At 60.2% G+C, this 14,006-nt stretch carries 12 protein-coding genes and 1 tRNA gene; 1 reads left to right on the top strand and 12 read right to left on the bottom strand.

The features are described 5' to 3' along the window. A partial coding sequence (locus Q0367_RS02855; RefSeq protein WP_298980851.1) for a choice-of-anchor Q domain-containing protein occupies nucleotides 1-2,753 on the bottom strand: 2,753 nt, incomplete at its 3' end. Nucleotides 2,754-3,107: 354 nt separating this feature from the next. On the opposite strand from Q0367_RS02855, the gene Q0367_RS02850 reads away from it, so the two are divergent. Further along, nucleotides 3,108-4,679 (top strand): aldehyde dehydrogenase family protein, encoded by a 1,572-nt coding sequence (locus Q0367_RS02850; protein WP_298980850.1) that lies wholly within the window; start codon nucleotides 3,108-3,110, stop codon nucleotides 4,677-4,679. A 186-nt stretch (nucleotides 4,680-4,865) separates the two neighbouring features. Here the strand turns inward: Q0367_RS02850 and Q0367_RS02845 are convergent, their stop codons facing one another. The 11 genes from Q0367_RS02845 to Q0367_RS02795 form a co-directional block, all read right to left on the bottom strand. Continuing rightward, complete coding sequence (locus tag Q0367_RS02845; RefSeq protein ID WP_298980849.1) at nucleotides 4,866-5,060, bottom strand: hypothetical protein; 195 nt, start codon at nucleotides 5,058-5,060, stop codon at nucleotides 4,866-4,868. Between the two features lie 73 nt (nucleotides 5,061-5,133). Then, complete coding sequence (locus tag Q0367_RS02840; protein ID WP_298980848.1) at nucleotides 5,134-5,931, bottom strand: RNA methyltransferase; 798 nt, start codon at nucleotides 5,929-5,931, stop codon at nucleotides 5,134-5,136. Nucleotides 5,932-6,031: 100 nt separating this feature from the next. Further along, nucleotides 6,032-6,388 (bottom strand): 50S ribosomal protein L20, encoded by a 357-nt coding sequence (gene rplT, locus Q0367_RS02835; protein WP_044276420.1) that lies wholly within the window; start codon nucleotides 6,386-6,388, stop codon nucleotides 6,032-6,034. Nucleotides 6,389-6,490: 102 nt separating this feature from the next. Beyond that, nucleotides 6,491-6,697 carry a bL35 family ribosomal protein gene (locus Q0367_RS02830; protein WP_363325826.1) on the bottom strand — a complete coding sequence of 69 codons (207 nt, stop codon included), beginning with the start codon at nucleotides 6,695-6,697 and terminating at the stop codon, nucleotides 6,491-6,493. A gap of 192 nt (nucleotides 6,698-6,889) precedes the next feature. Continuing rightward, a complete protein-coding gene (infC, locus tag Q0367_RS02825; RefSeq protein ID WP_297633269.1) occupies nucleotides 6,890-7,417 on the bottom strand; it encodes a translation initiation factor IF-3 in 528 nt (175 codons plus the stop codon). Between the two features lie 189 nt (nucleotides 7,418-7,606). Further along, nucleotides 7,607-9,439, bottom strand: a complete 1,833-nt coding sequence (gene thrS, locus Q0367_RS02820) for a threonine--tRNA ligase (protein ID WP_297633270.1) — start codon at nucleotides 9,437-9,439, stop codon at nucleotides 7,607-7,609. A gap of 250 nt (nucleotides 9,440-9,689) precedes the next feature. Further along, a complete protein-coding gene (locus tag Q0367_RS02815) occupies nucleotides 9,690-10,937 on the bottom strand; it encodes a M20/M25/M40 family metallo-hydrolase (protein ID WP_298980846.1) in 1,248 nt (415 codons plus the stop codon). Between the two features lie 332 nt (nucleotides 10,938-11,269). Next, nucleotides 11,270-11,343, bottom strand: a tRNA-Val gene (locus Q0367_RS02810). A gap of 54 nt (nucleotides 11,344-11,397) precedes the next feature. After that, entirely contained in the window at nucleotides 11,398-12,066 is a 669-nt protein-coding gene (locus Q0367_RS02805; RefSeq protein WP_297633275.1) for an LON peptidase substrate-binding domain-containing protein, read from the bottom strand. A 64-nt stretch (nucleotides 12,067-12,130) separates the two neighbouring features. Continuing rightward, nucleotides 12,131-13,228, bottom strand: a complete 1,098-nt coding sequence (locus tag Q0367_RS02800; RefSeq protein WP_297633277.1) for a tRNA pseudouridine(13) synthase TruD — start codon at nucleotides 13,226-13,228, stop codon at nucleotides 12,131-12,133. Between the two features lie 120 nt (nucleotides 13,229-13,348). Then, nucleotides 13,349-13,999, bottom strand: coding sequence for a class I SAM-dependent methyltransferase (locus tag Q0367_RS02795; RefSeq protein ID WP_297633281.1), 651 nt, complete (start codon nucleotides 13,997-13,999; stop codon nucleotides 13,349-13,351). Nucleotides 14,000-14,006 lie beyond the last annotated feature (7 nt).

The raw sequence follows: 14,006 nt of genomic DNA, 5'->3' as shown, positions 1-14,006 counted from the left end.
GCATCGCCGCTGGCGTCGGAGGGGTTGGTCGGGTTCAGGCCGTTGGCCGCCTCCCAGCCGTCCGGCATGCCGTCGCCGTCGCTGTCGGCGGCGTTGGGGTTCGCACCGAGCTGCACTTCCGCCCAGTCACTGAGGCCGTCCCCATCGCTGTCCGCATTTGGATCCCAGTATGTTACGCTGTTGTCCGTGCTTGAGCTTGCCGTGTTCAAGTTGCCGATCAGGTCTTGAATCACGCCGGCCGGGATGCTCGCCGTCACCACGCCGCTGCCGCTCATTCCGCTGACGGCGACCTGGAAAGCAGTTCCGTTGTTGGGCGCAACTTCGGCGACTGTGGCTGTGATTGCGCCAGGTCCCGACCAGCCTAACACAACGTCCTCTACCGAAAAGGTGGTCGTGAGAATCGGTTCGTTGAAAATCACCGTAAAGTGGATAGGAGCGGTATTGGTGGGGTCGGCCTGTCCTGCAGCTTGCTCTAGATTCACCGCAGGCCCTGTCTTGTCAACGGTGTACGTTTCGCCCGCCTGATAGGGCAGGTTGGCCAGCCCGTTGCCCATCGCATCGCGAATCGTGGCGAGCGCCGGAACGTCCAGTCGCAACGTTCCGTCTCCGCTGCCGGTGCTCACCGTCACCGTGTAGGCGACGCCGCTTCCGCTCACGTTGGCCACTGCAGCGCCGCTTACACCCGTAGCCGTCACATTGAAATCCGTTGCGTCTACATCGGTCACCGGCTCTGAAAAGCTCACAATAAAGTTTACGCTTGCTGCATTCGTCGGGTTTGCATCTGCGCGCACACTGGAGATGACCACCGGAGGATGCATGTCCGCCGTCTCATAAACGCCCATATCGACGACAGGGCTATTGTCTCCATCTCCATCCTGGATGCGGGCGTTGCCGTCCAGGTCATGAATGAGCCCAGAGGGAACGGCGGCGTTGTCGCCGGCGTCGATGGCCGGAGAACCAACCTGGAGACGCAAATTGTCATCCGGCGTGCCGGCGATGTTGTCGGCGCCGTCGGCGTCTACGAAGAGGGGATCGACGTCGATGTTGCCGCCGCCGTCGACGCCGCAGGCTGCATTCCACGCAGTAGAGCCGCCGCACCCCTGGATGTCGCTGTGCGAAATGAGCAGGCTGCTGGAGGTATTGGCGATGCCCGGGCTGACGCCGGCCGTGTTGCCCCAGATGATGACGTTCGTGAGCGTCACGTTCGACATGTATAGGCTGACCAGTGCGCCGCCGCTGTTTTGAGCCGCGTTGCCGCTGAAGGTCACGTTGGTGAAGGCGACAGGGGGATCGCCGACGGCGCTTTCGCTATACATGCCGCCGCCATCTTGCTGGGCTGTGTTCCCGCTGAAGAGCACGTTGGTCAGCGCCAGGTTTTCTTCGACGAGCAGGGTGTGCATCCCGCCCCCGCGTACGCCGGCTGCATTGCCGATGAAGACCGTATCCGTCAAAGCCACGCTGACGCCGAAAATGCTCGACATTCCCCCACCCTGTGCGGAGGCGGTGTTGTTGATGAACTGCACTTGATCGAGCCAGGCGTCGGATGCGTAGTTATACATTCCGCCGCCGGTTGCGCTGCTATTGCCCTCAAAGAGGACGTTTGTCAATGTCGCAGCCCCGCTTCTGTTGTAGAGCCCTCCTCCGTAATTGCCGCCGGAAGTCAGGGTGGCATTGTTCACAAAACGCACATTCGTGAAGGTAGCTTCGCTAAGATCATGGTACACTCCACCGCCGCCTCCCTCTGCAAAATTGCCGCGAAATTCACTGTCCACCACCGTCAACGCGCCGGCGTAGCTCCAAACGCCGCCGCCGAAAGCGCCGGCAGTGTTGCTCACGAAGGTCGCGCTTGCAAGTTGGATGGCGCCGCTGTCATTGTGGATTCCACCGCCGCTGTAGCTTGCATAATTTTCCCGGAACTGCACCAGGAACATGGCGAAAGAGTTTGCGCTGCTAAAAATTCCGCCGCCGTAAGAGGCTGTATTGCTGATGAAGCTTACGTTGACGAGCGTGGGGCTGCTGGGATCCTCGTTGTACATACCGCCGCCATAGCCCGTCTGCGCATCATTGTTGCGAAAAACAACATTGGTTAAGGATGGAAAACTGGCGCCTTGATTGTATATTCCGGCGCCGCCGTAGCTGGCGACGTTGCCGACAATGACCAAATTGCTGAGTTGAGGACTGGCGCTGACAGCGTAAACGCCGGCGCCTTGTTCATGGACGGAGGAGGGATCGGTCGCCTGCCCGCCTGTGATGATAAAGCCGTTCAACAAGGCCGTGCTGTTCACGTTATACGCGCTCACCACATGGTACGCGTTGGCGCCGTTGATGGTCACCGTTGCGCCGTTTGCATCGACGACGTCATTGTGATCAATATCGCCGCTCAGGACGGTTGGACGGCTCGTCCAGCTTCTCTGCCCAAGGCTGGTTTCCGTTCCTGCAAAGCCGCCGTAGAGCGCCACACCTTTTTTTAATGAAAAAGTGGCCAGACGTGGATTGGCCAAGCCGGTGGTGTCTGGCTTGTGCACCCCTTCTTTGACCCAAATCTGGTCGCCGTTGACGGCGATGGAAAGGGCGTAGCTGAGCGTGCAGGCGGTCGCCCAGGAGGTGCATGCGCCGGTGGTCAGTCCGCCCGGCGCAGCGTACAGCACGGCGCCCGATGCGCGTACAGGCAGAGCCATCGCAAGCGCACCGATTCCCAGGCCTGCAAAAATCAAAATCTTGATCCATCCACGAAACGCTCGAGTGTTCCACATACGGGTTCCTTTCCATTTTCATTTTGCGATCTGAACAGTTTGGATGACGCAGTTTGACTTGTTTTGATAAACAGAGCATGGATCCCCCGGATAAGGCCGGATAGAAATTTTAGTGGCTTAGTCGGCTCATTCAACGCACAAAAATCGCAAAAAATACTTACGAAATCGAAAGTTTTTGGGATAAAAAAATTGCTATGAAACGGGACGGCTGTTGTCCGAATTCATGCACGTAGTGGCTTGCTACGGGCGTTCAAATCGTGTAACGTATGGAGTGAAAGATTTTCCACAGGGATCGGCGAAGAGGGCGTTTCCCGCTGCGCTTCGCCTCTGCAATAGCGCTCAAAGGAGAGACTTATGGCCCTCAAAATGAAAATCACCTACGCCACACTTTCTGCGGATAACGAGGAACTGCAATCGGCTTTCGATGACGCCATCGCAAAGGTGCGGACGTCACTGCTCGGCGTCGAAGTGCCCATGTTCATCGACGGCGAAAAAGTCTACGCCGATGAAAAGACCATCACCTACAGCCCGATCGACACGCGCATCCATCTGTGCACGGCGCAAAAAGGGACGAGAGAGCACGCGCGCGCGGCGGTGGCCGCCGCCAGGCGCGCCTTCAAAGGATGGGCCGCCACCCCCTGGCAGGAGCGCGTCGCCATCATGCGCCGCATCGCCGAGCGGATCAGCGAGAACAGCCTGGAGCTGGCCGCCATCATGATCCTGGAGGTCGGCAAAAGCCGGCTGGAGGCGCTCGGCGAGGTCGAGGAAACCGCCGACCTGCTGCGCTACTACGCCAACGCCATGGAGCAAAACAACGGCTACATCCGCGAGATGGGCAAGCTGAGCGAAAACGAGGTCAACCTGAGCGTGCTCAAACCTTACGGCGTGTGGGCGGTGATCTCGCCCTTCAATTTCCCGATGGCGCTCTCCGCTGCGCCGATCTGCGCCGCACTGATCACCGGCAACACCGTCGTCTTCAAAGGCGCTTCGTCTACGCTCTACACCGGTTGGAAGACCGCCGAGCTCTTCGCCGAGGCCGGCCTGCCCGACGGCGTTTTCAATTACGTCAGCGGACCCGGCCGCACCGTCGGCCAGGAGCTGCAAGACAACCCCGACATCGCCGGTTGGACGTTCACCGGCTCCTACGAGGTGGGGATGCAGGTGGCGCGCAACGCCCTCAACGGCCCTTATCCGAAGCCCGCCATCATCGAAATGGGGGGCAAGAATCCCACCATCGTCTCTCGCCACGCCGACCTGGACAAAGCGGTGACCGGCATTGTGCGTTCAGCCTTTGGCCTGGACGGGCAAAAATGCTCGGCCTGCTCACGCGTCTATGTGGAGGAGCCGATCTACGACCGCTTCCTGCAGATGCTGATCGAACGCACGGCGGCGCTGAAAGTCGGCGACCCCACCGAACGGGACACCTTCATGGGCACGGTGATCGACAAGGGCGCGTATGAAGATTATCAGCGTTACATCGAGATGGCGCGGCGGGACGGCCAGGTGCTCTATGGGGGAAACACATTGACCGAAGGCGAGTTCAGCCGCGGCTATTACGTTCAGCCGGCGATCATCACCGGCCTGCCTGAAGACCACGAGCTGGTGAAAAAAGAGCTGTTCCTGCCCATCCTGTACGTCGCCAAAGTGAAAGACCTGGAAGAGGGAATGGCCAAGGCCAACGACACCATCTACGGGCTGACCGCCGGCTTTTTCAGCGAGGATCCTCAAGAGGTTCAGTGGTTCTTCGACAACATCGAAGCCGGCACCACCTACGCCAATCGCAAGGGCGGCGCCACCACCGGCGCCTGGCCGGGGGTGCAGGCCTTCGGCGGCTGGAAGGGCAGCGGCATGAGCGGCAAAGGCGTCGGCGGCTTCTATACGCTGCCGCTCTACATGCACGAGCAAAGCCAGACGATTATTAAGTAGGAATATAAGTAGGAAGAAGGCTATCTAGCAAAGAGTTTGCGCAGGGATGGATAGAACGGGTTGCGCCAATAGACGGCGGCGATGGAAGCGCGGCTCCCAGCCGCACGCTTTCGATAGAGCGCAAGGTTTTTGGGGTGATGCGAGGAGGCGCAGCCATGCGCTGCGCCTGCAAGCCCCAAACGCATCTCACTCCTCCGCCTCTATATCCCGCTCCACATCCACCGCCGCCGCAGCCACGGCCCACGCCACGACGAACCAGACGCCGCCGCCGATTATCAGCGCAATGGCGATATTGAGCGGCGCCAGGGGGACTTCCCCGCGCACAACGCCCACCCCCGTCAAAAGCAAGCCGATCAGGCCAAAACCAAGTCCGATTTTCACCGGAAGACTCCACGCAGCCATGTAGAGACGAAACCTTTCCTTTGATTGATTCCGGTTAGATGTTCAACGATTGCTATGCGCCGCTTTGGGCGCAGCTGGCGCGACGTTGTCGCGCCGCCTCGAACAGGATCACCGACCCGGCGATGGCGACGTTGAGCGACTCCACCGCTCCTCGCATCGGAATCACGATCATCTGTCCCCGGCGCTGCGCCTCGGCGCTGGCGCCATGCGCTTCGTTGCTCACGATCAAGGCGGAAGGCTCTCTCCAGTCGATCTCATCATAAGTCACGGAGGCGTGGGCGTCGGCGAGGTAGCAGGAGATATTCGTTGGCAACAGCGCCTCCACCTCCTCCCACGCAGCGCAGCTCCGAATGGGCAATCGAAAGTGTGCGCTCATCCCTGCGCGCAACACCTTATCGTTGAACGGATCGACGGCGCCCGGCGCAAAGATGACGCCTTCGCAGCCGGCCGCCTCGGCGCTGCGCACCAGCGTCCCGGCGTTGCCCGGATCGCCGACGCCGTCCAGGATCAAGAGCAGGCTGGGGCGCTGCGGCCAGCTCAGCTGCGGCAGCGGCAGCACGGCGGCGATCCCCTGCGGCGTTGTGGTTTCGCTGAGCGTGGCGAAGACCGCAGCGCTGCAGGGCAGGCACTCGCAGTCCGCCTCCTTCAATTGCGCCAACAGCCTCTGTCCCTCCTCCGAGGTCAACAGGTCAGGCGCGTAAAAGACGTAAAGCGGCCGTGCGCCGCTGCGCCACGCATCGCCGACCAGGCGCACCCCTTCGACGAGCACCCTGCCCGCAGCGTATCGCCCTTTGCGCGTATGAAGCTTACGCGCCTCTTTGATGCGCGGATTGGCCGTGCTGGTGATCATTTCACCCTCTACAATTCGAGCCAAAAAAATTCGGCAGGAGCCTTGAGACTCCCGCCGAAGCAGTGTGCATGGAAAAGCGTGGATTGGCAAATCAGCGGCGTCAACTCAACTGGGCTTTGGCGACTTCAGCCAGTCGGGCAAAAGTGGCGGCGTCGTTGTAGGCGATGCTGGCGAGCACCTTGCGGTCCACCTGCACGTCCGCCTTCTTCAGGCCGTGGATAAACTGGCTGTAGTTGAGACCATTCTGCCGGGCCGCCGCGTTGATGCGCTGAATCCACAGGCTGCGGAAGTCGCGTTTGCGGTTGCGCCGGTCTCTATACGCATAAAACAGCGATTTCAACATGGCTTCGTTGGCGCGGCGGAAAAGTTTCGAGCGCGTGCCAAACTGCCCTTTGGTGAATTTCAGCACCTTTTTATGGCGCCGATGGGCGTAGACCTTCGGTCTGGAACGTGGCATATTTTTTCCTCTCCTTTCGTGAAGGCGGGTCAACAACCGATGCGCTTGTTGAGCCGCTTACATAGCCGTTCACGTGTGGCGACGATTCATTCTCTTAGAAAATTATTCGGCGGCCTTGCCAGCCATTGTCTTAACCTGCTTGACGATATATTTCACGTCGCTGGGAACGGCGTGGCGAAACGCGCGGTTCTTGCTGGCGCTCTTGCGGCGACGCAGATGCGAGCGACCGGCGAGCATGCGCATCACCTTGCCGTTCTTGGTCAGGCGAAAACGCTTGGCCGTCCCCTTGTGTGTTTTCATCTTCGGCATCATGGCCTCCTCTCGTTCTTGTCAATTTCTACGTTTTCCATGCACACGTTTTCATGCGCGCATTTCCGTGCATACATTAGACGCGCCTACAGAAAACAAACGGGCGCAAAGGCCCGTTTGTTGCGAACCGCAGTCGCTCAGAATACTCGACAATGGCTGGAATGTCAATTCATGGATGGGTGAAATTTGCGGTCAGTTCTGAGGCGCCAGCACCATCACCATGCTGTTGCCATCGAACGTCGGCATCGACTCAACGGTGACCACGTCGGCGGTGTCATTCGCCACGCGCTCAAGCAGGGAGCGCGCCACCTCAGGATGTTGCATTTCTCGCCCGCGGAAGCGAATGCGCACGCGTATTTTGGCCCCTTCTTTGGCGAATTTGCGGATGCGCGAGATCACGACATTGATGTCATGTTCATCGGTTTTGGGCCGCAGGCGCAGTTCTTTCACTTCGATCTGTTTTTGCGCCTTGCGCGATTCGCGTTCACGCTTCTGTTTTTCGTAGAGGTACTTGCCGTAGTCCATCAGCCGACAGACCGGGGGATCGGCGTTGGGCGCCACTTCGACGAGGTCCAGCTCTTGCTCCGTCGCCAGCGCAAGCGCCTCGCGTGTGGACATGATGCCTAGCTGTTTGCCGGTGCTGTCTATGACGCGCACACGGGGCGCTCGAATTTCCGAATTGATGCGCGTTGAATCCGCAGTTGAGCCTGAACGTTGCATACCTGGTCTCTTGCTAATAAGGAGGCTCCTTTCGCGCCTGAAACTTCAAGGCGCAGCACACTCACTTTTTTCTTTGGCGAATCTCCAGTGAGTGCACTGCGCCACTCTTACACTATATTGAAAAGTATAACATCCCCTCTCTGGAGCGTCAAGTGTTTTTCCAGGAGAGCGCACAGATCGGCGGGGCTCCTATAGCGTCAGCGCTCGAGTTGCAATTTTGTCCTTCACCAGCGCAAGGAAGGCGTCAAAGCTCATGTCATTGATGCGCGAGCCATCGCGCTTGCGCAAGGACACGGTGCCGTTCGCCGCCTCCTGATCGCCGACGACGAGCATGTAAGGCACCTTCATCAACTGGGCGCTGCGGATCTTGGCGTTCATGCGTTCGGCGCCCAGGTCGGCGTCGGCGCGCACGCCGGCGACCTGCAACTCCTGGGCAAGCCGCGCCGCGTAGTCGTTGTGGTCGCTGGTGATCGGAATGACGCGCACCTGCTGGGGCGCCAGCCAGACCGGGAAGGCGCCGGCGAAGTGCTCGATCAGGAAGCCGACCATGCGCTCGTGGGTGCTGAGCGGCGCCCGATGGATGCAGAGCGGCGTCTCTTCCTTGCCCTCGCGGGTGGTGTAGACGAGGTTGAAGCGCGCGGGCACGGCGAAGTCCACTTGGTTGGTCGCCAGCGTGAATTCGCGACCGATGGCGCTCCAAATTTGGACATCAATTTTAGGCCCGTAGAAGGCGGCTTCATCGGGTGCCTCGACGTAAGGCACGCCGCCGTTGTCCATGGCGCGGCGCACCATTTCCTCGGTTTTGAGCCACAGTCGCTCGTTGTCGACATATTTTTTGCCCAGCCCCTTCGGGTGGTGCGTGCTCAGCCGCATGACGAATTTGTCGATGGCGAAGATCTCGAAATAGTAACGGTAGAGATCGATGACCGCCATGAACTCTTGCTCGAACTGCTCCTCCGAACAATAGATATGGGCGTCGTTCATTTGCATCGAGCGCACGCGCATCAACCCGAACAACTCGCCGCTCTTTTCGTAGCGGTAGCAGGTGCCGTATTCGGCCAGACGCAACGGCAAGTCGCGATAGGAGCGCGGCTTGCTGGCGAAAATTTTGTGATGGAACGGGCAGTTCATCGGCTTGACGTAGTAACGGACGCCCTCCAGCTCCATGGGCGGGAACATGCTCTCGGCGTAATAGGGCAGGTGGCCGCTGCGCAAGAAGAGGTCTTCCTTCGTCAAATGGGGTGTGCGCACGCGTTGGTAGCCGGCGCGCTGCTCCGTCTCGATCGCCAGTTTTTCCAGCTCGGCGATGAGGATGGCGCCGTTGGGCAGCCAGAGCGGCAACCCGGGCCCGACCTCCTCGTCGAAAATGTAGATTTCCAGCTCGCGGCCCAGCTTGCGATGGTCGCGCTTTTTCGCCTCTTCGAGCATGGTCAGATACTCGTTCAGCTCTTTTTTGTTGCGCCACGCCGTGCCGTAGATGCGCTGCAGCATCGGGTTTTTCTCGTCCCCGCGCCAGTACGCGCCGGCTACGCTCATCAGCTTGAAACCGTCGGCCGGAATCTGCCCCGTGTGCTCGACGTGGGGGCCTCGGCAGAGGTCCTCAAAGGTGTCGTGCCGGTAGGTGCTGATCACCGGCTTTTCTTTCGTCTCATTGCCGTATTCGTCGATGCCGCCTTTCTCCAGGCCTTCGATGAGCTCGAGTTTGTAGGGCTGGTCGGCGAAAATTCGCCGCGCCTCCTCGGCGGTGACCTCCCGGTAGACGAACGGGTGCTTGCCGGCGATGATCTGGCGCATGCGCTTTTCGATCAGCTCCAGCTCCTCCGGCGTGAAAGTACGCGGCTTTCCATTTTCATCCTTGCCGAGATCGAAATCATAGTAGAAGCCGTTTTCGATCGGCGGGCCGATGGCGATTTTCGCCTCCGGATGCAACTCCAGCACCGCCTGCGCCATCACATGGGCGGCGCTGTGACGGATCCTGTACAGCTGTTCGTCTTGCGGTGAACGATCTTTTTGCTGAGCCATATCGAATTCCTTGCCGATGGACCGTGAACCTTTTTTCAGTCTATCAAAGACCACTTTAGAACCAAACGCTCCGTGAGAATCTGTTGCGCCGCTTCGCGCATCCCTCTCGTGAAGCGCAGCCAGGCGGCATGGGCCGAATCGATTCGCTGCTGCGCCGGCGCGCCCTTTGCTCATTCTCTCAACGACCCAGGCAACGCCGGATGCGCAGTGCTGCATCGAGGCGAACCGACGCCCTAGCCGAAGCAAGGCGTCAGGCCGATCTCGTCGATCGATCCTCCGGGCGAGTGGATGGCGAAGCTGTCTGGCCGAACGCGCCGCCGCCCTCCGCCAGCCACGTCGCCGCCCACTGCGTGAGATCGAACAGATAGCGCAACCCCGTCTCCACCGGCTGGGTGGCGATCCATTCGTCGGTGCGATGGGCGTTGCCGCCTTCGGTGACGCCAATGCAGACCGCCGGGACGCCGCGGCTGAGCGGAATGTTGGCGTCGGTGCTGCTGATGCGCATCGAGAGCTGCGGCTTGACGCCCAACGCCTTCAGAGAGGCGATCGCCGCCTGCACCAGCGGATGATCGTCGGGAATGCCGCCGCCCGGCCGGTCGCCGATCACGGCGGCGGCGACGCTCACGCCCGCCTGTCGCCAGCGCGGCGTCTGATAGCGCGCCAGAATCGTGTGCACATCGCGCTCGATCGCCTCCAGCGCGGTCGGGTCTTCGCTGCGCAGGTCTAGCTCCAGCGCGGCGTGTTGTGCAATGGTGTTGACCGACGTGCCGCCCTCGATGACGCCGATGTTGAAGGTGGTGCGTGGACTTTTGGGAGGGCGCAGGTGTGCGATGTCGGCGGCGAGCTGCGCCAGCACATGCACGGCGCTGGCGACTCCAAAATCGCTCCAGCTGTGGCCGCCGGGCGCGGTGACGTGGATGCGATAGCGTCGAATCGCCAGCGCCCGATGCACCACGCGTGACAATCCCATGCCCTCGATCACGAGCGCGGCGCCGATCGCCTGGGGATCGTTGGTCGTCAATCGATCGAAGGCCGCGCGCATGCCGCGCAGATCGCCGTTGCCTTCCTCGCCGACGTTGGCAAGAAAGATCAGGTCCACCGGCGGCGTTGAGCCGCGCGTGACCTCGGCCAGCCAGAGCAAAGCCGCCACGCCGATCGAATTATCTCCCAGGCCGGGACCGAAGAGACGGTGATGTTTGGGATCGCGTTGGACGGTCAGATCGACCGAATGGGGGAAAACGGTGTCGGTGTGCGCCGAGATCAGGAGTGCAGGGCTGCGGCGCACGCCGGGAAGGCGCGCATATACATTGTGGAGCTCGTCGAGTTCCACATCATATCCCAGGCCGCGCAGATGGCCGGCGACCCACGCCGCGCGCTCCGCCTCGGCGCCGGTCGGCGCCGCAATCTGCTGGATCGCCACGCCGAGTTCAATGACCCGATCCCTGTCTTGCCGGAGATGCGTTTGGATTGGCGCGCCTTCAAAATTTTTCAACGTCACCCGCTCTCCCTCATTCACCCAAAATAAAAAAGCTTCATCCGCATGGGACGAAGCTTACGCCGCGTGGTTCCACCCATCTTGCCTTGTTCGGACGCACTCTTCGGGGTCTTAACGTTCACCCGTTCAATGCGCCAGGCAAGGCCACTTCCATCGCCGGTAACGGGGCGAACCGGGATAGCTTACTTAGCCTCGCTTTCAGCTATCCGCTCCCAGGGGGTCTTGACGAGGTGTTGCCTGCGATGCATTCCAGCCGACGTGCATCGCTCTCTGTAAGGACTTCCGCCGTCAAGCTGTCCTGTTCAACGCTTTCATCTTCTCAATTGTTCGCCGTGTGGGAGATACTGGACTTGAACCAGTGACCTCTACGATGTCAACGTAGCGCTCTAGCCAGCTGAGCTAATCCCCCAAGACAGAATTTAGTATAGCACGTTCAGAGGGAACCACAAAATTCTGACGCCGTTCAGTTAGGGAAAAGATAGCCGCTTGGGCCGCTGTTCAGCGCCTGAATGGCGTGGCCGGTGTTGATCATGAACTCCAGCAGTTTGGCTTCGCGCGCCAGCAGATAGCTTTCCAGCGCCAGCATTTCCGGCACGCCGACCGCCTCCAGCAGCTTTTGTTTGTCTTGCGGGCTGACCTGCAGCGAGATCGCCACCAGAAAAGCCAGCGTCAGCGGGTCCTCTGGAAGGCGATCGAGCGTAAGATTCACGTTCGCCGCCTTGGAGAGCAAATCCACATATTCCAGCACCTGGGGACGCACGCGCTGGCTCAGCTCCATCGCCCGTCGCGTGGCGCCGTTGATCACCGGGAAATGACCGACTTCGGCGGTGAGATAGCTGCGATCATGGTGCAGGCGCAAAATGCGGAAGCGCTGGGCGCCGACAGCCACGATGTTCATGCGGCCATCCTCCAGCCGCTCCACGCGGATGATGCGGGCCGCCGTGCCTACTCGATGCGGCTCGGCCGTCATGCCCACCTCTTCGCCGTGCGCAATCAGCGTCACGCCGAAGGGCAGATGCTCTTCGATGCAGCGGTTGATCATTTCACGGTAGCGCATCTCAAAGATATGCAGCGGCAGCACCATTCCGGGAAAGAGCACAACGTTTTTCAGTGGAAAGATCGGCATTTGCATGGTGCGGCTCCGCCGCGTTTGCTCCAATTCCGGTGGCTCGAATGACGATTGGGACTCTTTCATCTCACTCCAGATTTTCATCCTCTTCATTGACGATGGAAAAGTGGTCGTCGTCGACCTTCATCAATTCCCTCATGACGACGGTGGCGTAGGCGCCTTTGGGCAACGTAAACCTGGCGATAAGCTTCCCTTCGGACGTTTCCACCGCCAGGTCAGGAACCAGAAGTCGCCCCACCCGCCGCGAGCCTTCGATGCGCGCCTCTTCAAAGTGCATCAGAGTTACCGGCGAAGACGCCAGGATTTGCTGCTCGAGCGCTCCCGCTTCGGCTTTGGCCTGCCACATGCGCGAGCCGTAAATCGGCGCCGTAAAATTGATCTCTTGCGCAACGTAGCGAGGCTGCTCTCGCTCCACCTCCTCGACGTCGAACATGCCGCCGGTGGCGACCTTCTTCGCCACGTCGCCTGCCAGCAAATGGTCAAAGGCGCCGATTTCGAGCCGCCGCACCAGATAGCGATTGCAAAGGTGACTCTGGTAGCTGGAGATCAAAAAGCGACGCAACCATCGATCCCTGATCGATCGTCGCCTCAGCAACAGCTCCAGACCCTGATGGGCATTGGCGCCCTTTTGCCCAAAACGCTGCACGCCGAAAAAGTTCGGCAACCCTCTCCGTCGAATCTCGGCGACAATGGCCTGACTGCGCACAACCGCCTCATCGAGCGTCACGGCCAGGTCGGTGACGGTGATTTCAAACCGATTGGCGAGCAGGTGGCCCGGACGCAATTTGTTCCGGTGAAATTGGGCCCAGTTGACCCGCACCGGCAGCTCCGATTCGATGCGTCGGACCGCCTCATCGATGAAAGCGGCGGATTGATAGCCTACGTTCAGGCTGAAGGTCTGCGTCGTCCTGGCAAATTTGTCCTTCAACCCGGCAAAGCCAACCGCCCCGCGTGCAAGGCCGAACAATCGTTCCAGACGAAGCTGCACTTCCCTGGTGGTCAACCCGCTTTTGGTCAGATTGACATAAAGATGTTGTCCTTCGCCGCACGCCTCATAGAGAGCAATTTCTTCGACCACAAAATGATCGGCTTCCGCCCGCAGCCGTCCACCGACGCCGGGCAGGTGGGCGGTCAGATAGGGCAGCGCCAGATTCAATTCATCCATATTATTTTGCATAATGCTGAAGGGTTATGCAGGAAGGGAGGTTCCAAAACAGTGTTGCGTGATTCGTGTTGCGTGATTCGCGATGTGCGTGTTCATCGCCGATCGCAGCCGAGCAGAGCTTCATTTGGCGTTAACATAGACCTGATGATAACAGATCGCCATGCTTGCGCTCCCCAGCGAGCGGAAGCCCGCCTCCTCCGCCAGTCGGCGCACGGTCCCCGGCATCGTAAACGAGGGATTGTAGAATTCATCCGTGACGCCGAGACGGGCGCCCGGCTTAAGCACGCGGCGCAGTTCATTCAACGCCGCCAGCTTGTCAGGGATTTCTCCCAATGTAGAGACCACGATCGCAAGGTCCACTTCGTCATCTGAGAGGGGCAGGTCATAGGCGCCGCAATGATGTAACGCCACCCGCTCGAGCACGCTGGCCTCCGCCAGACTCTTCCTCGCGCGCTCCAGCATGGCCGCCTGCAGATCGACGCCATGAACGCGGCCGTTTTCACCGACCATGTGCGCCGCCGTGCGCGTGAAAAGTCCGGTGCCGCAGCCGAGATCGAGCACAGTCATGCCGGCCGTCAGGCCGTGGATGTCGAGCGTCTGCCCCGGATCGAGCGCCTGCACGCGCCAGGGATGCTCGAGGAGATCGGCGAAGCGCCATGGAAACGGATGGGGCTGCAAATGATTCTGGGCGCGCAGCGTGACGTTGAAGCCGACAAAGGCGCCTACTCCGCTGACGGCCAGATTGGCCAGTGCATCGACGATTCCCGCCACGATTCGA

It is taken from the genome of uncultured Caldilinea sp., from assembly GCF_937128415.1.
Classification (GTDB): Bacteria; Chloroflexota; Anaerolineae; order Caldilineales; family Caldilineaceae; genus Caldilinea.
The sequence above is the reverse complement of the archived record's forward strand: the minus strand, read 5'-3'. Positions and strand labels throughout refer to the sequence as shown.

Excerpts from the sequence above, each read along its gene's own strand:
- Q0367_RS02850 (WP_298980850.1), top strand. The coding sequence starts at position 3,108 with ATGGCCCTCAAAATGAAAATCACCTACGCCACACTTTCTGCGGATAAC.
- Q0367_RS02805 (WP_297633275.1), bottom strand. The coding sequence starts at position 12,066 with ATGCAAATGCCGATCTTTCCACTGAAAAACGTTGTGCTCTTTCCCGGA.
- thrS (WP_297633270.1), bottom strand. The coding sequence starts at position 9,439 with ATGGCTCAGCAAAAAGATCGTTCACCGCAAGACGAACAGCTGTACAGG.
- Q0367_RS02840 (WP_298980848.1), bottom strand. The coding sequence starts at position 5,931 with ATGATCACCAGCACGGCCAATCCGCGCATCAAAGAGGCGCGTAAGCTT.
- infC (WP_297633269.1), bottom strand. The coding sequence starts at position 7,417 with ATGCAACGTTCAGGCTCAACTGCGGATTCAACGCGCATCAATTCGGAA.
- Q0367_RS02830 (WP_363325826.1), bottom strand. The coding sequence starts at position 6,697 with ATGCCGAAGATGAAAACACACAAGGGGACGGCCAAGCGTTTTCGCCTG.
- rplT (WP_044276420.1), bottom strand. The coding sequence starts at position 6,388 with ATGCCACGTTCCAGACCGAAGGTCTACGCCCATCGGCGCCATAAAAAG.
- Q0367_RS02800 (WP_297633277.1), bottom strand. The coding sequence starts at position 13,228 with ATGGATGAATTGAATCTGGCGCTGCCCTATCTGACCGCCCACCTGCCC.